The sequence below is a fragment of the Deltaproteobacteria bacterium genome (assembly GCA_015233135.1).
GTDB lineage: Bacteria > UBA10199 > UBA10199 > JADFYH01 > JADFYH01 > JADFYH01.
This window is the reverse complement of record JADFYH010000011.1, coordinates 30,381-51,732: the sequence shown is the minus strand read 5'-3', so window position 1 is coordinate 51,732 and position 21,352 is coordinate 30,381. Positions and strand designations below refer to the sequence as shown.

General features: G+C 42.5%; 17 protein-coding genes. 4 read left to right on the top strand and 13 right to left on the bottom strand.

Annotation, left to right across the window (positions count from 1 at the left end; translation table 11 throughout):
• Nucleotides 1-8 precede the first annotated feature (8 nt).
• From HQM15_05335 to HQM15_05320, 4 genes are all read right to left on the bottom strand, one after another.
• Complete coding sequence (locus tag HQM15_05335; GenBank protein MBF0492184.1) at nucleotides 9-1,655, bottom strand: acyl-CoA/acyl-ACP dehydrogenase; 1,647 nt, start codon at nucleotides 1,653-1,655, stop codon at nucleotides 9-11.
• A gap of 63 nt (nucleotides 1,656-1,718) precedes the next feature.
• The gene (purE, locus tag HQM15_05330; GenBank protein MBF0492183.1) at nucleotides 1,719-2,204 is read right to left on the bottom strand and encodes a 5-(carboxyamino)imidazole ribonucleotide mutase; all 486 of its coding nucleotides are present in this window, start codon (nucleotides 2,202-2,204) and stop codon (nucleotides 1,719-1,721) included.
• A 21-nt stretch (nucleotides 2,205-2,225) separates the two neighbouring features.
• Nucleotides 2,226-3,422 carry an ATP-grasp domain-containing protein gene (locus tag HQM15_05325; protein ID MBF0492182.1) on the bottom strand — a complete coding sequence of 399 codons (1,197 nt, stop codon included), beginning with the start codon at nucleotides 3,420-3,422 and terminating at the stop codon, nucleotides 2,226-2,228.
• A 52-nt stretch (nucleotides 3,423-3,474) separates the two neighbouring features.
• Entirely contained in the window at nucleotides 3,475-4,230 is a 756-nt protein-coding gene (locus tag HQM15_05320) for a hypothetical protein (GenBank protein MBF0492181.1), read from the bottom strand.
• A gap of 110 nt (nucleotides 4,231-4,340) precedes the next feature.
• On the opposite strand from HQM15_05320, the gene HQM15_05315 reads away from it, so the two are divergent.
• Nucleotides 4,341-5,540, top strand: coding sequence for an MFS transporter (locus HQM15_05315; GenBank protein MBF0492180.1), 1,200 nt, complete (start codon nucleotides 4,341-4,343; stop codon nucleotides 5,538-5,540).
• A gap of 83 nt (nucleotides 5,541-5,623) precedes the next feature.
• On the opposite strand, the gene HQM15_05310 is transcribed toward HQM15_05315, so the two are convergent.
• The 4 genes from HQM15_05310 to HQM15_05295 all read right to left on the bottom strand — a co-directional run bounded on the left by HQM15_05310 (nucleotide 5,624) and on the right by HQM15_05295 (nucleotide 9,203).
• Nucleotides 5,624-6,616 (bottom strand): CoA ester lyase, encoded by a 993-nt coding sequence (locus HQM15_05310; protein ID MBF0492179.1) that lies wholly within the window; start codon nucleotides 6,614-6,616, stop codon nucleotides 5,624-5,626.
• A gap of 74 nt (nucleotides 6,617-6,690) precedes the next feature.
• Entirely contained in the window at nucleotides 6,691-8,019 is a 1,329-nt protein-coding gene (locus HQM15_05305) for an ATP-binding protein (GenBank protein MBF0492178.1), read from the bottom strand.
• 86 nt (nucleotides 8,020-8,105) lie between these two features.
• Nucleotides 8,106-8,519, bottom strand: coding sequence for a methylmalonyl-CoA epimerase (gene mce, locus HQM15_05300; protein ID MBF0492177.1), 414 nt, complete (start codon nucleotides 8,517-8,519; stop codon nucleotides 8,106-8,108).
• Between the two features lie 54 nt (nucleotides 8,520-8,573).
• Nucleotides 8,574-9,203 (bottom strand): hypothetical protein, encoded by a 630-nt coding sequence (locus HQM15_05295; protein ID MBF0492176.1) that lies wholly within the window; start codon nucleotides 9,201-9,203, stop codon nucleotides 8,574-8,576.
• A gap of 27 nt (nucleotides 9,204-9,230) precedes the next feature.
• Between HQM15_05295 and HQM15_05290 the strand changes: the two genes are divergently transcribed.
• Nucleotides 9,231-11,744 (top strand): mechanosensitive ion channel, encoded by a 2,514-nt coding sequence (locus HQM15_05290; GenBank protein MBF0492175.1) that lies wholly within the window; start codon nucleotides 9,231-9,233, stop codon nucleotides 11,742-11,744.
• Here the strand turns inward: HQM15_05290 and HQM15_05285 are convergent.
• Nucleotides 11,692-13,071 (bottom strand): M20/M25/M40 family metallo-hydrolase, encoded by a 1,380-nt coding sequence (locus tag HQM15_05285; protein ID MBF0492174.1) that lies wholly within the window; start codon nucleotides 13,069-13,071, stop codon nucleotides 11,692-11,694. The two genes, HQM15_05290 and HQM15_05285, sit on opposite strands and share 53 nt — an antisense overlap.
• Nucleotides 13,072-13,188: 117 nt before the next feature.
• On the opposite strand from HQM15_05285, the gene HQM15_05280 reads away from it, so the two are divergent.
• Nucleotides 13,189-14,568 (top strand): ATP-binding protein, encoded by a 1,380-nt coding sequence (locus HQM15_05280; GenBank protein MBF0492173.1) that lies wholly within the window; start codon nucleotides 13,189-13,191, stop codon nucleotides 14,566-14,568.
• Here the strand turns inward: HQM15_05280 and recQ are convergent.
• From recQ to HQM15_05260, 4 genes are all read right to left on the bottom strand, one after another.
• Complete coding sequence (recQ, locus tag HQM15_05275) at nucleotides 14,557-16,377, bottom strand: DNA helicase RecQ (protein ID MBF0492172.1); 1,821 nt, start codon at nucleotides 16,375-16,377, stop codon at nucleotides 14,557-14,559. The genes HQM15_05280 and recQ overlap by 12 nt on opposite strands.
• A complete protein-coding gene (locus tag HQM15_05270) occupies nucleotides 16,374-16,916 on the bottom strand; it encodes a hypothetical protein (protein ID MBF0492171.1) in 543 nt (180 codons plus the stop codon). The genes recQ and HQM15_05270 overlap by 4 nt, the downstream gene beginning before the upstream one ends.
• Nucleotides 16,913-17,320 carry a hypothetical protein gene (locus tag HQM15_05265; GenBank protein ID MBF0492170.1) on the bottom strand — a complete coding sequence of 136 codons (408 nt, stop codon included), beginning with the start codon at nucleotides 17,318-17,320 and terminating at the stop codon, nucleotides 16,913-16,915. The genes HQM15_05270 and HQM15_05265 overlap by 4 nt, the downstream gene beginning before the upstream one ends.
• A gap of 100 nt (nucleotides 17,321-17,420) precedes the next feature.
• Complete coding sequence (locus HQM15_05260) at nucleotides 17,421-20,252, bottom strand: SNF2 helicase associated domain-containing protein (GenBank protein ID MBF0492169.1); 2,832 nt, start codon at nucleotides 20,250-20,252, stop codon at nucleotides 17,421-17,423.
• Nucleotides 20,253-20,381: 129 nt separating this feature from the next.
• Between HQM15_05260 and HQM15_05255 the strand changes: the two genes are divergently transcribed.
• Nucleotides 20,382-21,329 carry a hypothetical protein gene (locus HQM15_05255; GenBank protein ID MBF0492168.1) on the top strand — a complete coding sequence of 316 codons (948 nt, stop codon included), beginning with the start codon at nucleotides 20,382-20,384 and terminating at the stop codon, nucleotides 21,327-21,329.
• Nucleotides 21,330-21,352 lie beyond the last annotated feature (23 nt).

Here is a 21,352-nt window from a genome sequence, read left to right as displayed (position 1 = left end):
TTTTAATTTTACAAATACTGCTTCAATAAAGCCGGTGCGATCACCCTCAAAGCCAACACTTCCTCCGCCCCTTCAAAGAGAGAGAAAACGCGGGCATCGACATAGTAGCGGCTCACCGCGTATTCCTCAGCATAACCGTAGCCCCCGTGTATTTGCAGGGCCTCGCGGGCTACCCATTCACTCACCTTGGAACAGTAAAATTTAACGAGGGAGGCTTCCATGGAACCTTTGTGGTCATCCATCAGACGGCAGGCGTGAAAAGTGGCTTGGCGGCAGGCTTGGATGATCGCGAGCATGCGCACCAGTTTCCATTGCGTTATTTGATATTCACCAATGGTTTTTCCAAAAACTTTTCTCTCGCCCGCGTAGCGCAAAGCCGCTTCAAATGAGGCTTGCATCACGCCCATGGCACGAGCGGCAGTTTGCAAACGTCCGCCGGCAAAGCCTTCCATCTGGAAGTAAAATCCTTTTCCCAAACCCGCTTCTCCACCAATTAAATTTTCTTCGGGCACCCAGTAATTTTCAAAAGCCACTTCAAAAGAATGCATGCCACGGTAACCGATGGTGGGGATGGCCTTTCCTTCAATGTGTCCACCGTGTTCGGGTTGATCGTATTTGAATTCGTGCCCGTCAAAGCTGGGTTTTTCGGCGATGAGAATCGACATCCCTTTGTGTTTTTTGCTCATATCAGGATCAGTGCGACAAAGCACCATGAGAGAATCCGCAAAACCCGCATAGGTACACCAGGTTTTTACTCCATTGATGATCCAGCCTTTTTGACCTCTAGATTCCTGAGGTCTGGCGGTCACTTTCATACCGGCAACGTCCGAGCCAAAATCAGGCTCGGTGGCCGCAACCGCCGCCATTTTCTCACCCGTCGCCAGCAAAGGAAGCCACTTCTGCTTTTGTTCTTCAGTCCCGCCCTTGAGCAAGGCCTTGGATAAAATTTCGGGGCGGGTAATCAGCGAACCCGCAATCCCCAGGCCCCCACGGGACAATTCTTCCGTTACCACACACATTCCGATGTTGTCCGCTTTTGCGTCATCCTGAAATCCACCAAATTTTTGGGGAATCGATAGACCAAAGCAGCCCAGTTCTTTAAGGCCATTTAAAATTTCATTCGGGATCAGCGCATCGTGACGATGTACTTTTTCGCCCAAAGGCATAACAACATCTTCCGCAAATTTTTTGAAGGTTTCGCGGAACATCGCATGATTTTCATCCAGCCCATAAGCAATCTTTCCGTTGTGTTTTTGGATGAGCCCTGCAATGCGAACAACATTCTCGGTAGCCAGCGTTTTTTCAACTTCGCTGGCCACCTCTCGACTCCACAAAGTACTCATCAAAAGATCGGGCCCTGCTCCAAATTCGGTCCAATGGTAAGCCAATTTCTGACTGAAATTACTGATCATTTCGGCAGTAAAATATTCAGCCAGGGCTTTTTCAAGTTCACCACCATTCTGCTCCGCAAAGGCCACACTCTCTTCAGCCGCATAAACTTCAGAGGAAATCCAGGCCAGATCATAGGCCAAAGCCTGAAAGGTGTCGAGCCTGGCAGTGGAAATATCTTTTCCATCTGAGGCCTTAGCCGCCAAGTGTTTGCTGATGTGTTGAAGGACAGTTTTTGCGCTACTTAAAAGTTTTTGTGTATTCATAATAGCAGCGCTTCTATCGAGATTTTTTTAACGCTGTCAATTAGGGATTTGAATGGGCATTCATCAAGATTTAATTTTCTTTTTGAGCACCCTTTTTCTCAAGGCCTCTTTATAGCTGCAGATTTGATCCAGCACAGAAGCATCGGCTACCCCTAAAATTTGGGCAGCAAGGACACCCGCGTTCCAGGCATTGCCAATGGCTACCGTCGCCACCGGAACTCCTTTAGGCATTTGCACAATCGAGAGCAGCGCGTCTTGCCCATTCAAATGACCTACGGGCACCGGAACTCCAATCACCGGCAATTCGGTATTTGCCGCGATCATCCCTGGTAAATGAGCGGCCCCACCCGCTCCCGCGATAATCACCTTGATTCCTCGTGCCCGCGCCTCTTGCGCAAATTGAGCCATTTCTTGGGGAGTGCGGTGGGCAGAAACTATAGACATCTCAAAATTGATTTTAAATTGCTTCAAGGCGGCAGCGGCTTCTTTCATGACCGGGAGGTCGGAGTCACTGCCCATAACGATGGCGACATGAATATTTTTTTTCATTTTATTCTCTCCACGAAAATACTATTTAAAACTCTTCATCCAATCTTCATCCAACTTCTGCGCCAACTTCATTTTTTCCAGTAATTCATTTTTAGTATCAGCCACCCCATTGATATGCCCCATTTTTCGGAAAGCTCTTAACTCTTTTTTATCATACCAATGCAAAAATAATTTTTCTTCCTTAAATTCGGGAGCCTTTGCATTTTGAATTTTGGCAGAAGCGGGCCCCAACAAATTCAACATCCCAAAAAAAGGAGCTTTATTTTTCAAACTCAAGTCTCGATCGAGCAAGGCCTTCCAATGGTTTTCAAATTGCGAAGGAGCGAAAGCATCCTGGGTAATATGACCCGAGTTATGAACGCGAGGAGCCACTTCATTCAGCAACAAATCTCCTTCGCGGGTAAAGAAAAACTCCATTGCAAAAGTTCCCACCATTTCCAGGGAATTCGCAAATTTTAAGGCCAGGGTAGTTGCCTGCTTTTGTAAACTCTCGGGAATACCAAAGGCAACCGCAGGACCAAACACCTTCTTACAGATTCCATTTTCCTGCTCGGAAATCATCAAAGGGTAGGACACAAATTTTCCTGAAATCGAACGAGTTGCCACCAAAGCAAGCTCGGTGACATAATTTATTTTTTCTTCCGCATAAACCTCTGCCCCTCGAGAAAATCCCAACTCAATAAACCTTGAGATCTCATCAAAGGCCTTGCTTCCTGCAGGAAGGATTAAAACTCCTTTTCCATCATAACCCATGCGACTCCACTTCAACACAAAGCCTTCGGGAAAATTTCTAAAAAGTTTTGCAAGGGTAGCAGTGTCTTTTCCGTTCAAAACGACAAAATCGGAACTCGGCATTTGCAAGGTTTTAAAAAGGTATTTTTGATTCAGCTTGTCTTGCAGATGCTCAATCACCGGAAGCCTGGGATAGATCTGTACGGACAGATTCTTTGAGGCCTCTCCCAAGAGTTCACAATCCAAGAACTCATTCTCAAAAGCAACGAGGTCTACCTGAGAAAAAAAATCAGACATTTTTTCTGCATCCTTCATTTCTCCCAGAAAAATACGAGAGGTCTTGAGAGAGGCAGGATGTTCTTTGGAGCTGCTATAAACGAGGGGATCATAACCCAGCTCGAAAGCAGCCTCGACCAGCATTTGAGCCAGCTGACCATCCCCTAAAATGCCTAGTTTTTTATTTTTATTTGGCAATATTACATTCATGGTTCCACACCGTTTACCCCCATGTCCGGATAGTCCCCTCTCCCTTAAAACTCTACTCACTCAACATCTTCTCCAACTCCAGAGACGATTTAATCTCGGCTTCCATCTTGAAAGGCTGACTCACCAAATAACCAATATTGGTCTGCCAACGCAGGCTGTTCCCCATCTGTTGAGCGGCATTCGATTTCACTATTTCGGTGGGGCTGATGAGTTCAAAACGAAAACTCACAATATCCATCAAACCCTCTTCAGGGTTTGAAATGGCGGCTTCTTCTTTTTTGTCATTCTTGCCTTTTTTCTGGCTTTTCTTATTTTTTTCAGTGGAGGGAGGAGGTGTAAAAGTGCGGCTAAAGAGTAGGTTGCCATTACTCAATTTCTTTAAACTAAAGCTCGCCTTCGCCAACACATTTTGTATTTCCTTTTCCTTCACAGAAGGCTCAGGTTTTTTCTCATCTTTGGGGTTAGCGCTCATCAAGTTAAAGTTTTCATAAAATACCTTCAGCGCCTTCAAACTGGGAATAGCAAAATCAAAACCGGCCCACACATAACCATCCTTCTCATTTGCTTTGAATCCTACAAGTTTTAGAGGAGAAAGATTCTGCTTTTCAAAATCTCGTTTGATTTGTTCAAAATTCTTCTCTGATTTATCGACATTCTTTTTATCTTTTTCACCCCCGGTGGGAAGCTTCATCGCAAAATGCATGATGGAATCTTGCCCACCTTTCAATTCGAGCACTTCTTCAAATTGAAAACAGGCGGAAAAACTGGAGAGGAATAATAACAAAACAAAGAACCGAAATAATTTCATGGGATCCCCTTTATTGACATTGATGAGAAGTTCTTATTCTGATTTAGTTTCAATACAGTTGTAAAGCTTCTTTTAGGGGGGCATGACGTTAGAAATTAAGGTCTTCAAAAATGTTTAAAAAACTGGGACGAAATATTTTTTTACTCGGAGCCTTAAGCCTGTTTAATGACATGGCCGCCGATATGATTACGCCCTTGCTTCCTACATTTTTAATGACATTGGGGGCTGGGACTCATTTTTTGGGTCTGATGGAAGGCTGTGCGAATGCCTTATCGAATATCCTCAAACTTTTTTCGGGTTATCATTCCGATCGCCTGCAAAACCCGAGACAGCTCACCGTGTGGGGCTATCGATTGTGTGCCTTTACCCGCCCACTCATGGCGATCGCTTCTCCCGGAATTATTTTAGCCATCCGTCTTACAGACCGCATTGGCAAAGGCATTCGAACTTCTCCCCGAGATCAACTCTTAACTTTGAGCGCACCAAAAAGTCATTGGGGCAAGGCCTTTGGCGTTCAACGGGCCATGGATCATACAGGAGCCCTCTTAGGTCCTTTGCTAGCTACTTTTCTTCTCTCTACTTTTGCCATCAGTTACAGCAAACTCTTTCTCCTGGCTTCTATTCCAGCTATTTTATCCATCCTTGTTATTTCTCCTCTGCTGCAAGAACCTTCTTTTGAGAAAAGAGAAGAAAAAAAAGAAAAAATTTTTTCAACTCAAGGAATGAATAAATCTTTGAAAATTTACTTGGTAATTATCTTCTTTGCCGCCTTAAGTTCTCCTTCAGAACTTTTTCTCATTTTAAAAATACAGGAATTGGGTTTAAGCCCTAAACATGCCCCTCTGGCTTGGTTATTGCTCACAGCTTTTAGTCTGATTGCTGCACTGTTGGGAGGAGCTCTCAGTGATAAAATAAAACCTAAATACATTATTTCATTGGGTTGGTTTTTTTTTGCTGTAAGTTTTTTTGGATTTTCTCAATCTCACACGCTGAAAATCGCTTGGATTTTTCTGGTTCTCTACGGTTTTCAAGCGGGCTTTGTAGAAGCAGCAGAGCGGTCCATTCCTTCCTTGATCGTCCAATCCCAATTTCGCGGCACGGCCTTGGGCGGGTACTATTTTGCTTACGGAATGGCTTTGCTTCCGGCCTCCCTGGTTTTTGGATATTTATGGACGGCCTTAGGAAGTCAAAAGGCCTTTTTGATTTACGCCCTACTTTCTTTCATCAGTGCACTTGTGATGTTCTTTTTTAAATCCAATGTTGAAGCCACCCAGAATGTTATTTCTACCCCTCTCTCGAGTCAGAATTAAAAATAACTTAATTTTTTAAACTCTTTGTCATCGCGATAGGGATGATTGCCACACCCAATGCTCGGGTTCGCAATGACAGGCGCTTAACTAAAAAAAACCTTCTCCGCTTCCTCAGTCAATTTCTGACCGGAAATTTTTGCGCGTTGCACCAGTTCCCAATAATAACGGTAAGTGGCGCGGTCGTGCAGATCGCCTGCAAATTGAATGGGGCCCCAATCGTTGCGATGGGCTTCCAGCAATATGTCGCAGCCCTTTTTTACCAAAGAATAATCGGGGGTCATCGCTGCCACAATCGAATCAATTTGAGTGGGGTAAATCGACCACATTCTCAAGAAACCAAATTCATTGCGGGCGCGGAAAGCATCTTGATAGGTTTTGTATTGATCTTTCAAATCTAGGGTTACGTTGTGCGCAGGGACAATCCCGTTTGCCAGGGCTGCCGCCACCACATTGGCTTTTGCGCGCGCCACCAGATAATGTTCAAACTGCCCCGGAGATTTCATACATTGTTCGGGAATAGCCCCGTGATGACCGGAGACAAAATCCATCAAACCAAAATCCAACACCTGCATCCAGGGCAAGGCCGCAATCGCATCCGCATCTCGCAAAGCACCATGAGTTTCAACCAGAACATGAATAGGAATTTCTCTTTTGATATCGGCTTTTTTCGCAGTCTCTTGAATGTAGCCAATCATCTCTTTCACTTGGCTAAACGCAGTGGGCTTGGGGATGGTGATGTAAGCGACGATATTGCCAATTCCAGGCACCAGAACATCCACATCTTCTTTCCAATGCTTATTGCTGTAATCGTGGATACGAACTCCGCTCATCTTATGCTGATTGAGGGCCGATTTCTGAATATCCACAATCATTTGCGCATGCTCTTTTTCACGCCCTTCTGGGGCTCCGTCTTCGCAATCCATGGTAATGTCAAACACGCCCCCTTTTTTGTTTTGGGTCTCGAGGGCCTTAGTGATGAGTTTTTCAGAACCCGCAAAATGCTCGCAGGCAGGGATGATAGGAAAAGGTCTTTCGCCACTAAAAAGGGCTGCTTTGGGGTGAATGTTTTTACTCATTGGCGTACTCCATCGGGATAGGGGTTAAAGAGATAAATCGGAATTCCTGCTTAAGCTGAAAATGACATGGCTTGTCAAATTGAAATTTGTTCTCTCAAATTTCGAAGCAGCGCATAAAAAGGCAGTTTCTGCACTTTGTCATGAAATGAAAAATTTTCCTTGGAAATAATAAAGCCTTTGTTTGCATAGATCTTCTTTTCTTCCAAAAAAATTCCCATACTTTTTGAGCTTCTTGCTCGTTGGGACTTTACTTCGAGAGGGAACACTTGCCCATTTTTTCCAATAACAAAATCCATTTCGGCCGAAGAAGCCGCCGTTTCGCGATGCCAGTAATGCAATTGAGGGGACTCATTTTGAGGAGTGTAACTGATCAGTTCTTGCGCCACTATTTGCTCCGCTATTCCACCCCGACGTGCCAATAAGTTTTTCTTCTCTAAATACAGTTGAGACAATTCTAAACCCAGTAAACGATGGCACAGCCCTATGTCTAAAGAAAATACTTTAAATTTTTTGGGATCAATTTGAGCATGAAGAGGCACACCGTTCGAAGAAGAATGATAAACTTTGTAAACAAGCCCCGCCTGCTCGAGAAGAGTTAAAGCCAAAGACAAATCACGTGATTTCAATTCACAATCAATTTCACTATACTTAAATTTTTGACCCAAAAGTCTGGGAACATTTTCAAACAAAAGTCTCAAATTTTGTATCTGAGTTTTCTTGGCATATTTATGAAAATCTTCTCGATAACTCGCAATTAGCAATTGTTGAATATTTTGGCAGAGCTTCAAATCTTTCGATTCTGCATAGCATTTTACTATTTCAGGTAAGCCTCCCAAAAGAGAATAAGTTGTAAAATAATCCAGAAGCAATTCATGCAAAGGTTCTGCAAGTGTTCGCGAAACATCCTGAAGTTTTATTGTTTCCACTAAATCTTCTCGATTTAAAGCCATCAAAAATTCTTCGAAGTTCAGTGGGAAAAGATGGAGAAATTCTATGCGTCCTACCGGGAAGCTTAATTCTGAAAAAATAAATTCCAAAAGAGAACCTGCCGCAATCACTGCCTGTTCAGAAAGTTCTTCTTTAAAATATCTCAGTGAAAGAAGGGCTTCTTTACATTCCTGAATTTCGTCGATGAATAAAAGCGTTTTTCCGATCTCAATTTTTTGCCCGCTTAAAAGTGAAAGCTCACGAATAAGTTGTTGAGGGTCCCCAAATTTTTTTTGAAAAAGTGGAATAAACTGAGCTTGTTTTTCCAGATTAATTTCTACGAAACTTTCATAAGAAGCGGCATGTGCTCTCACTAACCAAGTCTTTCCAACTTGCCGAGCTCCTCGCAAAAGGAGGGGGCGACGTTGAGGCCTAATCCTCCAATTTCCCAAAAACTTTAAGGCTAACCTTTTCATTATACTTAAATATTATCCATATAATAGATATTTAACAAGGTTAATATAGCCATATTTTGGATATTTATAGGCTTTAATAAATTCTTCTAATGTCCCTGAGATTCCGACAACTCAATCAGAACCCCACCCGTTGACTTGGGATGTACAAAGGCAATCTTCTTATTGTGTGCGCCAAGGCGCGGTTTTTCATCGATGAGTTTTATACCTTGAGCTTTGAGTTTCTCCAAATGCTCTTCCAAGTTGGAGACTTCTAAACAAATGTGATGCAAGCCCCCTTTGGGATTTTTTTGAAGAAAATGAGTGATTGGACTTTCGGCAGAGGTAGGAAAAAGAAGCTCCAAATTGCTTTCCCCCACCCCGAAAAAGGCTGCGCGCACTTTTTGATCGGCAACTTCTTCAAGGTGCTCGGGAGTTTTTCCTAAAAGACTTTGATATAAGGCAATGGATTCCTCTAAATTTGGAACAGCAATGGCGATGTGATCTACTTTTTTGAAAGACATAAAAACTCCTTATTTCTATTACCCTCGCGCAGGTCGAAATGACATACAAACTGCTTAACTCTTCCTCACCACTAACATCGCTGCATATTCTCCCACCTCGATGAGTTCTACTCTGAACCCCAGGGCTTCTACAGACACGGGCTTGATGGGTTTTCGACTTCCTTCCGTCACCAGTTCAATGGTTTTGGCTTCACTTCCGCGCTTTACAATTATTTTAAGGGTCAACTTTCCTTTATCGACACAGTCCATCCCTGTGTCACACAACTCATCCACCAATTGTGAAAAATAAAGTTCCAAGTTTGAATCTTCCACTTGAGCGGTTTGCAGCACTTCCAAAAGAAAACTTTGATTGAATTTCACCTGAATTTCGTTTGTTTTGCTTTCACTCTTATTTTTTTGCACCTCTACTTTTGTGGCCAGCCACAAACCGTTTGAGCCTTGACTTCCCTCCACCCGCACATAATCGCCTTCCTGTAGGTGTTTTTTAAAGGCTTCTTGCCCGGTTTCCCCTTCAAATTGAGTGGAGGCATTCATTTTCACTCGTTGAAGCGGGGGCACATCCACCGAAAAACTATGCCCTTCATAGTTGACGGAACGGACAAAACCTTTAAGCTCAGCGCTGTAGAGAAGAGAGAACGGTGAAAAAAATGTCAGAAAAAGAAAAAAAATAGTTTTGAAAAACATAGGCCCCTCGATTAATACCTTATCCTTATGAAAAAAAATAAAAAATTCATCCTTTTTTTTCTGTCTTGCTGTTTCGTTTTCTCCTCATTCTCTCATGTTCAGCAACTCCAAGCCCAAAGCCTTCCCGCCACTCCCACTAAAAACCTGCCTGAAAACCCTATAGACACAGAATTAAACAAATTAAAATCGCTCTACGAAGACCAGGTTGTATTGGAAGAACGCCTCAAAGAAGGGGCAGTGGAGACCAATCAGGAAATTGAAAAAACAAAATATTTTTTAGAGATCTCTCAAGTTGCCCCTCAAGAATTTAAGCCTTTCCTCAAAAAATGGGAGACCTTGCTGAGTTCCTACAAGGCGGTGTTGGAAGACACTCAAGCTCAAATGGAACAGTTGGAGCAGCAACAACTTCGCATTGATAGTAATTTACGACTCTATAAGTTGAAATTGGTGGATATCAAATCTCAATTTCAAAACACTCCTCAAAATTCAAACTTGAAAAGCGAATTGAATAATCTTCAACAGAAGATCAAAAGCTACACTCAACTTGAAAATGAATTAGACAATAATCTTCGGCTCATTTCAAAAAATTTAACAGAACTGCAAAATGCTTTAACTCAGTGTAAACAATATTTTAATCAGGTGAATGCACGCTGGGAAGACACCCGTTTTTCAAGATTGACCTACCGGGGACGTCCTCTCATTACAAAAGATACCTTCACCCTCATTCATCACGAAATTCTTTTTCTGCTTCTGGAAAAGAAAGATCATCTCGAATCACTAAAAGAAAGTTTTTTAGACAATTTTGATCAATGGAAAGAACGATTCCCTTTCTATCTTTTATTCATTCCCCTCAGTGCACTTATAAGTTTTGCACTTTTTCAAATTCAGAAGTTTGTTTCAAAAAAATATTTTCGGACAAACGAAACCAGGCTGGAAGCTTTTTTTTATTACCTGGGAACCTCTTCGTTTTCTCATTTTATTTTCAATTTTGTTGCCATTTTATATAGTATTTTCATCTTGGGACTGGAAAATATTTCAGACCAAAAACGATTTTTTCTACTCTGGTCGGTCTTGGGAGCTTATTGCTTTTTTCTTATTTTTTATACCGTAAAAGACTTTCTTTTTTTTTCTACTTCAAATTTTTCTCAACCGCTAAACGGGGTCACCACAAAAAAAATCAAGAATCACATCCTGGGCATTTTAATCTGTTTATATTTTTTCATCTTTTTTAAAAACCTTCCCCAGGCATTTGAATTCGATTCGGAACTGGTTCGAGTTTTAAAAGCATTTTTCGAAATCACTCTCTTTATTCATTTCTATTCCTTCGCAAGAGAGGAGTGGACCCAGGCTCTTTTTCCTCAAAACCCTTCCCTGCAATTTTTAGCAAAATTTTTCAGGCGATTCATACTCGCCTTATTTGTCTTCATTTTGGTGGCAGATAGCTTTGGCTATATTTCGTTTTCAAATTATTTGGCGAATGCTTCTTTAAGATCTTTGGGCCTCTTGAGTGCCACCCTTATTTTAAAGAAAAGTCTGGATGAATTCATCGACAAGAAATTATTTCAAACCAAAGTGTTCAGTAAAATTTCAAAAAATCCGAAGGAATGGAAAAATACCTTCCAAGTATGGAATCAACTCTTTCTTTGGAGTGCATTTCTCTATTTTTTTTCTTCCTTTTGGCATTTGCAAAAAGAATTACTGGGAGGCTTGAATGCCTTCCTGGCCTTAGGGTTCGGGCTTAATGAACTCCGTCTCAGCGTGGGCTTAATGCTTTCTGTTTTTCTTGTTTTTTATCTCTCCACCCTTCTTTCCAAAATTATCCGGGGAATCCTGGAACAAAATCTCTATCCCAAAAAACCTTGGGATCAAGGAATACAAAGTGCTTTAAGCACCGGGGCCCATTACATCATTACGCTAGCGGGAATAATATTTGCCTTAAAGTTTCTGGGTTTTGATGTCCGCAATATCACGGTCGTCGCGGGGGCCTTTGGAGTAGGCATCGGCCTGGGCTTGCAAAATCTGGCCAACAACTTCGCCAGTGGAATTGTCTTGCTTCTGGAACGTCCGGTAAAAGTGGGAGACATTATTCAATTGGGCGATTTGACAGGTCATATCCGGAGAATAGGGGCCCGCGCTACCTTAATGGAAACAGGGGACCATGCGCACGTGCTCATCCCCAATGGTGAATTGATTTCCTCTAAAGTAATAAATCTCACTTATACCAATACGCTGCTGGCAATCAGCATTCCCTTTCGACTTCCTTATGGCAAGAATACTGAAGAAATTCGGAAACTCATTCTCGATTGTGTCAAAAACCACAAGAAGGTGGCAACGCATCCCTCTCCCAGTATTGAAATTAAAAACATGGGAGAATTGAGCATCGAAATGCAACTCAAACTGGTGGTCAATCATGTTGCAGATAAAGCGGGGGTACAAAATGATTTGATGAATGAGATAGAAAGAATTTTTTTGGGGAGAGGAGAAATACCTATAAAGCCAACTCCTCATACAAATACACCGCCGCCTTCATTCCCTTTTTAAAATCACTTAAGGACAGGCTTTCGTTTTCACCATGGGCATTGGTTTTTGGATCTTCAATGCCAATCAACAGAGCCGGAATATTTCCAAACACCTCGCTAATAGGCTTTACAAAAGGAATGGAAGCCCCGCAGCCAATGACAGCGGTCTTGCAAGCAAAACCTTTTTCCAAAGCACGGGCCGCCGCTTCAAAGGCCTTGCCCCGAGGATCCATTTTCCAGCCTGGGTTGGCAACACCCGGAGAGACCATTACGGAAGCCCCAAAAGGGACATTGGTCGTCAAAAAATTGCTTAACAAAGAAAGGACTCGCTCAGGATCTTGGCCCGCCACCACCCGAATGGAAATTTTCGCCCGGGTAGATTCCACGATCTTGTTGCTCGAACTGTCAACGTCCTGAGAATCTATCCCCAAAATAGCGAGTGAAGGCCGGATCCACATCCTCTCCAACAATGAAAAATCTTTTTCCCCGCCAAATTCTAGTGAATCGACCGGAGCCATGTCTTGTCTAAATTTTTGTTCATCGAAAGGAATCTCTTTTAAGGCCATTTGTTCCTTCTCGGAGAGAGGAGGAACATCGTCATAAAAACCAGGGATGGCAATCTCGCCCTCGTCATCCACCAGACGAGCTAATATTTTTGAAAGCACGGTCAAGGCATCCACTGCAGGGCCTCCCCACAAACCGCTATGCAATGGATGTTTCAGGGTACGTACTTCTACTGTACAATCCACAATCCCTCTGAGACTATAGGTGATGGAAGGAAGCCCTTCCTCGATATTGGCAGTATCGGTGAGTACCAAAATATCGCATTCCAGCTGTTTTTTATATTCGTTCAGAAAAGTCTTGAGATGTGTACTTCCTGTCTCTTCTTCTCCCTCCACAATAAAACGGATATTCAGGGGAAGCGTGCCTTGGGTTTTCAAATAAGCCTCCAGAGCGGCAATGTGCAACATCACTCCGGCTTTATCGTCGGCTACACCGCGCCCGTATAATCTTCCATCTTCTTTAAGCGTAGGTTCAAAAGCGGGACTACTCCACAACTCGGGGCGACCGGGAGGCTGCACATCGTGATGCCCGTAAAGCAACAAGGTAGGCCTCCCCGGCGCATGCAGCCAATCGGCGTACACGTAGGGATGTGCACCAGGAATTTTAAAAATCTGCACATTTTCCAAACCAATCGATTTCAATCTCCGGATCGTCCATTCGGCCGATTGATCTAGTGTGTAGGGAGGATAGTGTTCAAAACTGATGCTGGGGATTCTGGAGTATTCACAAAGTTCTTGAACAAATTTGTCAAAATTTTCTTCAAGGTATTGAATGGGATTTTTCATAAGCCATGAATATTGACTTTTCTTCGTTTCTATTCAATTTATTTTTTTGCCCTATAAAAATTAAAATAACCTTATTATTATCTTTATTTATGTCAAAAGTAAGGTTATTTTAATCGAATGCGTAGAATTTTAGAAAATGGTCTTTCAGAATGGTTTCGAAATCCTAGGCGAAAACCGCTCATTTTACGGGGGGCTCGACAAGTTGGAAAATCTACACTTATTAGAAACTTTGCCCGACAACAGCAGCTGCAACTAATAGAAATTAATCTGGAAAGACATCCCCGACTTAACGATATTTTCAAAACGAACGCTCCTCAAAAAATTTTTTTTGAACTTGAAGCACTGACAGGACAAAATCTTCACACTGAAAAAACGCTACTCTTTTTGGATGAAATTCAGGCCACCCCCTACGCCTTAGCTGCCTTGCGTTATCTGCATGAAGATTTTCCTGATATTCCCATTGTATCGGCCGGATCACTTTTAGAATTTGTGTTGGCCTCTCACAATTTTTCAATGCCTGTGGGAAGAATTGAATATCTCCACCTCGGACCCATGACATTCATTGAATTCCTTTGGGCTATGAACGAAAATGATTTGTCCAATATCATTCAAAACTATCAACTGGGTCAGCCCTTTGCCAGCATTGCGCATGAACGCTTATTAGAAAGACAGAGACAATTTCTATTTATTGGGGGAATGCCCGAGAGTATTTTAGCCTATTCGCAAACAAAAAGCCTTTTAGAAGCTCGAAAAATTCACCGCACCATCATTCAAACCTACCAGGATGATTTTCCAAAATATAGCCCAGCGGATCGCACACGAAACATGGTTCAAAAAACTCTCGATGCCTGTCCCAGAATTATTGGGAAAAAAATGAAGTTTACCCAAATTTCTCGAGACGATCGAGCAAACGAAATTCGTTCGGCCGTTGATATTTTAATAAAAGCACGCTTACTTCTTCCCGTTTACCATACGGATTGTTCTGGAATTCCTTTAAAATCCACTCAGGATGATCAGGTTTATAAGGTCTATTTTTTAGATGTGGGTCTTTTTAATTATCTTTGTGGACTTGAATGGTCAGACATCGCTCAGCTTGGTGAAAGAGAACTCATTAATGAAGGAGTTTTGGCAGAACAATTTGTTGCTCAACACTTAGCCTACCGTCAGGATGGAACTGAAAAGCCTCAAATAAATTATTGGCTTCGTGAAAGTAAAACTCAAAATGCAGAGGTCGATTTTGTGATTTCTAAAGGAAAGAAAATAATTCCCATTGAAGTCAAAGCAGGAAAAAGCGGATCTTTGAGATCTCTCCAACATCTTATTTTAGCTAAAAATATCAAATCCGCGTTACGCTTAGATCTTAATCTTCCCTCCCAGCAAGCAGTCGAACATCACCTCACGGGTCCCGCTCATTCGGGATTAAGCGTCAGTTTTAATCTAATTTCATTTCCTCTTTATTTTGCACAAGAAATCTCAAGAATTGTTTCAAAGCTCTAGAGAAGAAAATTTTCGAATCACTTTCAAAAAAGCCTCCCCATATTTTTTTAACTTGTACACTCCCACTCCACTGACACCCAGAAGCCCATCCATCGACTTGGGTTTACGCAAAGCCATTTCTTTAAGAGTAGTATCGTGAAAAATCATGAAAGGCGGCAGAGCTTGTTTTTGAGCGAGGCTTAAGCGACACTCGCGGAGGGCAGACCACAAATTGGCATCCATATTTTCTTGCTGTAATTTATTTCGAATAATGGAGCGTTCAGCAGCTGTTTTTCGAACTCTTTGACTGCGATCTTTTCTAAAGCTCAATTGAACTTCGCCCTTTAATACGGATCGTGCCTCTGGACAAAGCTTGATTGCCCCATAAGCTTCCACATCGGCCATTACATAGCCTGCAGCGGCAAGCTGGCGGAACACCGAACTCCACTGTTTCTTATCTAAATCTTTTCCTATTCCAAAAACACTGAGGCGTTGATGTCCAAAGCGCTTCATCTGTTCTGTTTCCTTACCCCTCAGCACATCCATCAAATAAACAACACCGAAACGCTCTTCAGTACGATACACACAGGACAGAGCCTTCTGAGCTGCCACCGTTGCATCCCAAGTTTCGGGAGGATTTTGGCAGTTGTCACAATTGCCGCAAGAATCTGAAAAATCTTCCCCAAAATAACTCAAGATCACTTGGCGGCGACAACGGGTGCTTTCACAAAATCCCAAAAGCTGATTTAACTTCTGCATCTCTAAACTCTTGCGCTGTTCATTGGCTCCCGATTTTTCCACCATTTGCCGAATGCTCACCACATCTCCTAAACCATAGGCTAACCAAGCCTTGGCGGGCTGCCCGTCCCGTCCTGCCCGTCCTGTTTCTTGGAAATAAGATTCCAGACTTTTGGGCAAATCTAAATGGGCCACAAAACGCACATCGGGCTTGTCGATGCCCATCCCAAAGGCAATAGTTGCAACAATGATCACGCCTTCTTCATTCAAAAAGATTTCCTGATTTTTTTCTCGCACTTTCTGGGAAAGGCCGGCGTGGTAGGCTAAAGCCTTTAACCCTTCACCTCGCAACCATTCAGCAGTTTCTTCGGTTTTCTTTCTCGAAAGACAATAAACGATTCCACAAACGCCCGATTCTTGAGTACGGATAAATTCTAGTAACTGCGCTTTGGTATTTTCTTTGAGGACGATCTGATAATGAATATTGGGCCTATTGAAAGAGCTTAAAAAAACTTTTGCGGATTCAAGTTGAAGATTTTTGATAATTTCTTTTCGTGTCGGCAAATCCGCAGTGGCCGTGAGGGCAATGCGCGGTACTTTTGGAAAACGTTCGTGCAGCACAGAGAGCTGAAGATATTCCCGCCGGAAGTCGTGCCCCCATTGGGACACACAATGCGCTTCATCGATGGCGAACAGAGAAATTGGAATTTGAGAGAGTAAATCTAAAAAATCTTCTGTCACCAATCGCTCAGGGGCCACATAAATTAAATCGAGTTCGCCCTTTAAGAGTTGCTGTTTAGTATTTTGAAAGTCTTCGAAAGACAAAGAGGAATTTAAAAAAGCGGCCTTCACACCCATTTGCAAAAGTCGATCAACTTGATTTTTCATCAAGGCAATCAGCGGAGAAATAATCACACCAACACCGACTCGTGCCAAAGCAGGGATTTGATAACAAAGAGATTTTCCACCCCCCGTAGGCATGAGGACCAATGCATCTTTGCCGTCAAGAAGTTGCTGGATAACGGCCTCTTGTTCCCCGCGGAATTCGGGATAGCCAAAAACGTGTTGTAAAATTTGCTGAGGAGTTTTCATTTCAAAAACTTTTTCAAACAATCCGGCCACATTTGTTCCACTACAACACTGGCATTCAACAAATATTCTTGGGGTCTTCCCACAAAATAGGAAACACCTTCTTTCACAAGTTGGCTGAATTCTTCGAAGGAAAGCCTTGTCTTTTTTATGATCGCATAAATATCTTCGGGATCCTGTTTTCTAAATCGTTCCAATTTCAGTTTTATCAAATCTTTTGGCAAAACCGAAAAAATAGTAAGGGCTTTACCTTTAAAAATTTTCTGTTTTTTCGCGTCATTAAAATCGACAGTCATTGCAATTGATACCGCTTGGGCCTCGACTTCAAGCTCTTCACAAGCATTCAAAAACACTTCGGTATCTTTTGTGACCGCAACATCGATATCGTAGGTGGATCTTTCGATAAAACCCAACATTAAAATGGCTACTCCACCCAAAGTAGTTACTTGAATTTTTTTCTTCTTTTTCAAAAAATAAGCATCCAACTTTAGAAAAATATTCTGAATATTTTCTCTGTTCAGGGAAGCGAACCTTTTCTTCATACAAGTTTCTTTTCCCGATAATAACGATATTGAGCGAGAGTCAGCTGCCCCGAAACACAAGGGCGTTTGAGTTGCCAGTCTCCCAAAAATTGAAATTTTTTTGCTTCTGGATGTTTAACATTGAGGAAACGTATATCCTCGACTAAAGCCCAATAAACTTGGGAGCTAGGAGAAAGCAGATGTTTTAATTTGGCTAGGTGCCAAAGCTGTTGTCGTCGCTCCTCCAACAAGGGAAGGGATTTTTGGGTGAGTTCATAATAAACATAACCCTTTTTCCAGGCGCCTTTCACAAATCCAGATTTGATTAATTTTTTTAATTCCCGCCCATAATTTTTCACTTCATCTCGATGAACCACTCCTGAAAGAGATAATTTCTCTAAAATGTTCAAATCACTTGATTTCATAATATATTGAAATAACTAATTATTATTAACATAATGACTTACAAGCAGGCGTTGTTATCATAAAGAATATTTTAAACAAGTCAAGACAGGCGTAAAAAAATCACGAAAACAAATATTCCAGATCTTCCACCGTCAACTTTTTACCCAGAGGGGAATCGGACTTCATTACACCCAGGAACAAGTTTCTTTTGCGTTCCTGAAGGGTGAGAATTTTTTCTTCGACACTGCCTTTGGTAATCAATTTATAAGAAAATACCTGTTTGGTTTGCCCAATACGGTGTACGCGGTCGGTGGCCTGGTCTTCTACGGCAGGGTTCCACCAGGGGTCGTAGTGGATGACGTAATCGGCTTCGGTGAGATTTAGCCCCGTCCCTCCGGCCTTGAGACTAATGAGAAACACCGGAATATCGGGATTTGTCTGGAAGTTTTTAATATGCTCTTCGCGCTTTCGCGTGCGGCCATCCAGATACTCATAGACGATCTTTTCTTCGTCCATCCAGCGCCGAAGTACCCCCAGCATTTCCACAAATTGGCTGAACACAATCACCCGATGTTTTTCGCTGATGATTTCCTGGAGCAATTCCTTGAAATTCTCAAATTTGCCCGATTCGATTTTTCTACCTTTCAGAAAACGATCGCCCAACAAATAAGGATGGCAACTGATCTGCCGAAGGCGCAGCAGGGCGGTTAAAATAGAGACCTGGCTTTTTTCGATTCCCTTGTACTCCACTTCATCAAACACCATTTTTCGCGACGACAAGAGAATTTCCTTGTAGAGTTTGGCTTGCTCTTCGCTCATCTCGCAGAACTGCTGAATTTCTGTCTTAGGAGGAAGTTCTTTAGCCACCTCACTTTTATGACGCCGCAACACAAAAGGAAAAATCCGTCGACGCAAACGATCGAGGCTGTCCTGGCTTTGATCCGACTCAATAGGTTTTTCGTAGGTGCGCTTAAAGTGTGTGTGCGAGCCCAAAAAACCCGGCATGAGAAAATCGAAAATAGACCAAAGTTCAGCCAATGAATTTTCCAAGGGAGTTCCCGTTAAGGCGAATCGCTGACTGGCCTTGATTTCTTTCACCAAGGCCGCAGTCTTGCTGCGATGATTTTTGATATTCTGCGCTTCATCCAGAATCAGCGTGCGCCATTTAATCGATTGAAACATCTCCGCTTCACGACGAAACAGGGCGTAACTGGTGAGTACGATATCGACCTGCGTGAGTTGATCTCTGAATTTTTTACGTTGATCTCCGGTATAGAGAATGGTCGTCAATTCGGGGGTAAATTTTTCGGATTCTGCTCCCCAGTTAAACACGACGGAGGTGGGTGCCAGCACCAGACAAGGGGCCTGGCCTTTTTCGATCCGTTGATCAAGCAGATAGGCAAGGGCTTGCACGGTCTTCCCCAAACCCATGTCATCGGCCAAAACACCATGAAAATTGTGATCTTTCAAAAAATGCAACCAGGCAAAACCCTGTTTTTGATAATCTCTGAGGGTGGCCTTCAAGGTTGCAGGGATGGGTTTTTCCTGAATGCCTTCATGCAGCCTAAAGCGGTCGAGAGCTTGATGTAAGGCCTCTTCGCCCTGCCAATTGATCTTGAACAGGCTGTCTAAATAGGGTGCATGAAAACGGGAAAGCTTCAGTAGCCCCTGCTCATCTTTCTTCGCTTCCAGCTCTTCCAGGCTTTGTTGGATCTTGAGGATTTCTTCTTTGTCGATGCGCGCATAGCCTTTTCCAGGCACATACAAATAACGCTTGTCTTGTTGGGCCAAGGCTAAAATCGTTTCGAAAGACACTTCCCAATCGTCCACGCTGAATTTCAAATCAAGAGAAAACCAATCCATGCTGGGAAAGGAAGCCTTTGCAGAAAGCTGTTCTCCTCCCAAATGTGTAAACACCTGAAAGCGCTTGAGTGAATCTTCGCCAGAGACCTCCGCCTCTTCCTTGAGTTCGGGAAGCACGGTAGAGACAAAGTCTAAAGCCTGATCTCCTCCTGTGCTAAACAAATCGGGCCCCACACGCTTAAAACCTTGTTTAATGAATTTTTCCAAGATACTTTTTTCAAAGCTAAGATTACGACATAAAATAACCTTTTTACCTTCGTGCATCCTCTCTGCGACAATATCCTGTTCGTTTTGGTAAGGAATGAGCAAATGTGGGCCATAAGCGAACTGCAGGGTAAGGGTCAGTTCCTCTTTTTTGCGATCTTCAGAAATTTGACAACGCGGTTCGGGATCAAATCTTTCAAAAAGAGGCGAGATAAAACCTTCAGGAACTTCAATTTCCTGTTGTTCCACCAGTACACCAAACTCTTCTTCAAAAAATTTGGCAGCACGCCCACCCTTTATTTCCAGGTTCCCCTCTGCATCAAATTCTGGAAGCAAGTCGGTAACAAGAGAATGGCGGATAGGATAGTAGCTGCCTTGGAATAAAATCCAGGGCCTGGAAGAAGGAAAAATAACACTCGCCGCAAAAGCAATCTTTTTATTATTTTGAGGATCGAAGAAGGAAGCCTCCAACTTGAGAGGCACCAGATTTTCACTTTTTAGCTTCACCTTGAAGGCCAAAGAAGACTCCGCAAAAGAAACCACTTTTCCATCCTGCAGTTGCGTCACTTTTTCAAATTTATTCAACTTGCCAATGAAGAAGCCAGCCTGGGCCCGAGGCACCACATAGCAGTTTTCCCAGGAATCCACCTGACCAAAGCGTAACAAGTGCTGGATAAAAAAACGATGGGAGTAATTGAGAACACTGGAGGTAATGGACCTGTCGTTTAAATTAAAAACGTTGATTCCATAGCGCTCAAAGCGGGTGATGATCTTGCCGTTGTGAAAGATCTTGATCCACAAGTTCTGGCGACGGGCATCATAACTAATGGCGTAATCGAAGCATAAACCTTCATTTGTCTCGGATTGTTCTTTGGGCGTTTTCATAGGGACTGGGGACCCTATACCATATGAAAAATTATTTCTAGCACTTTGATGAATTGTTTTTTCGCCATTCATTTCAAAGTGTATTTTTTAAGTTGCCCCTTTAACCCAGTTTCAGTAAGTCAAAAGTTCATGAAAACCCCCCATTTTTTTTTATTTTTTATTACCCTGATCCTTTCTCCTTCAGGTTTCCTTTGGGCTCAAAGCGAAAGCCCTGCCGAATCACAAGAGAGTATTTCTTTAGACCCCAGTTCTCACTTAGGAGAACTTTTCTTTTATTTCAAAGAATTAAAACCCGATCAAGAATCGGTGCATGCTTTAGCGGACGACACGGTCAATTTTTGTTTTAAACTCAATTCCTCCTACCCCAAAATAGCGGCCTATTTACCTTACTTACAAAAGATTGAATTGGAACTTGTTCCCAATTCAGGCGAGGGAAAGTTAACGGGGGCTACTTCATATCAACTGAAAGGCTTAAAACCGGATTCCGCGGGATGTTATGGGGGGAGTATAAAAATTCCAAAAAAGATAAATGCCGGGAAATATCAATTAACGGAACTCGATTTAATTCTTTCTAAAAATCGGCACATCAGCTTGAGAGAAGAGCTGGAAGATTTGCCAAAGATTCCGGTCATCGATTTAGAGGCTACTGAGGCTCAGAAAGCAGAGCGCAATCCATTTGTTTTTGAGAAGATTATTTCTAAAAGTCCTTTGCAGCAAAAGATAAAAACTTTTGGACATTGGGCCCGGGGAGAAATCTATTTCAGGCTTGTCACCCATGATGATCAACAGGCTCTGGACTTAAATTCCTTGAAGGTGTTTTTTAAACTTTATTTAGATGGAACTCGTGTGGATATTCTTCAAGCCCGCTGTAGCTCTACCCTGAAGGGAACTTATTTCGATTGTACGCTTTATGTTTCACGCGCAGAGCCTGATTTAAAAGGGCGTTTGATGGTGTTAAAGCTCGATTCCATCAGCATCGAAGACGCGTATGGAAATTTATATGAAATGACCGAAGAAAAAGATTTGAGGGGATTGTTCGATGCGAAGCTTTTGCAGTATGTTTTTTATTCTTATTGAAAAATAGTATCACTATCTGATAC

Coding starts and splice junctions, on each gene's coding strand:
- mce (MBF0492177.1), bottom strand. CDS start 8,519: ATGTCTTTCAAAAAAGTAGATCACATCGCCATTGCTGTTCCAAATTTA.
- HQM15_05295 (MBF0492176.1), bottom strand. CDS start 9,203: ATGTTTTTCAAAACTATTTTTTTTCTTTTTCTGACATTTTTTTCACCG.
- HQM15_05335 (MBF0492184.1), bottom strand. CDS start 1,655: ATGAATACACAAAAACTTTTAAGTAGCGCAAAAACTGTCCTTCAACAC.
- HQM15_05260 (MBF0492169.1), bottom strand. CDS start 20,252: ATGAAAACGCCCAAAGAACAATCCGAGACAAATGAAGGTTTATGCTTC.
- recQ (MBF0492172.1), bottom strand. CDS start 16,377: ATGAAAACTCCTCAGCAAATTTTACAACACGTTTTTGGCTATCCCGAA.
- HQM15_05280 (MBF0492173.1), top strand. CDS start 13,189: ATGCGTAGAATTTTAGAAAATGGTCTTTCAGAATGGTTTCGAAATCCT.
- HQM15_05290 (MBF0492175.1), top strand. CDS start 9,231: ATGAAAAAAAATAAAAAATTCATCCTTTTTTTTCTGTCTTGCTGTTTC.
- HQM15_05285 (MBF0492174.1), bottom strand. CDS start 13,071: ATGAAAAATCCCATTCAATACCTTGAAGAAAATTTTGACAAATTTGTT.
- HQM15_05255 (MBF0492168.1), top strand. CDS start 20,382: ATGAAAACCCCCCATTTTTTTTTATTTTTTATTACCCTGATCCTTTCT.
- HQM15_05320 (MBF0492181.1), bottom strand. CDS start 4,230: ATGAAATTATTTCGGTTCTTTGTTTTGTTATTATTCCTCTCCAGTTTT.
- HQM15_05265 (MBF0492170.1), bottom strand. CDS start 17,320: ATGAAATCAAGTGATTTGAACATTTTAGAGAAATTATCTCTTTCAGGA.
- purE (MBF0492183.1), bottom strand. CDS start 2,204: ATGAAAAAAAATATTCATGTCGCCATCGTTATGGGCAGTGACTCCGAC.
- HQM15_05325 (MBF0492182.1), bottom strand. CDS start 3,422: ATGAATGTAATATTGCCAAATAAAAATAAAAAACTAGGCATTTTAGGG.
- HQM15_05305 (MBF0492178.1), bottom strand. CDS start 8,019: ATGAAAAGGTTAGCCTTAAAGTTTTTGGGAAATTGGAGGATTAGGCCT.
- HQM15_05315 (MBF0492180.1), top strand. CDS start 4,341: ATGTTTAAAAAACTGGGACGAAATATTTTTTTACTCGGAGCCTTAAGC.
- HQM15_05270 (MBF0492171.1), bottom strand. CDS start 16,916: ATGAAGAAAAGGTTCGCTTCCCTGAACAGAGAAAATATTCAGAATATT.
- HQM15_05310 (MBF0492179.1), bottom strand. CDS start 6,616: ATGAGTAAAAACATTCACCCCAAAGCAGCCCTTTTTAGTGGCGAAAGA.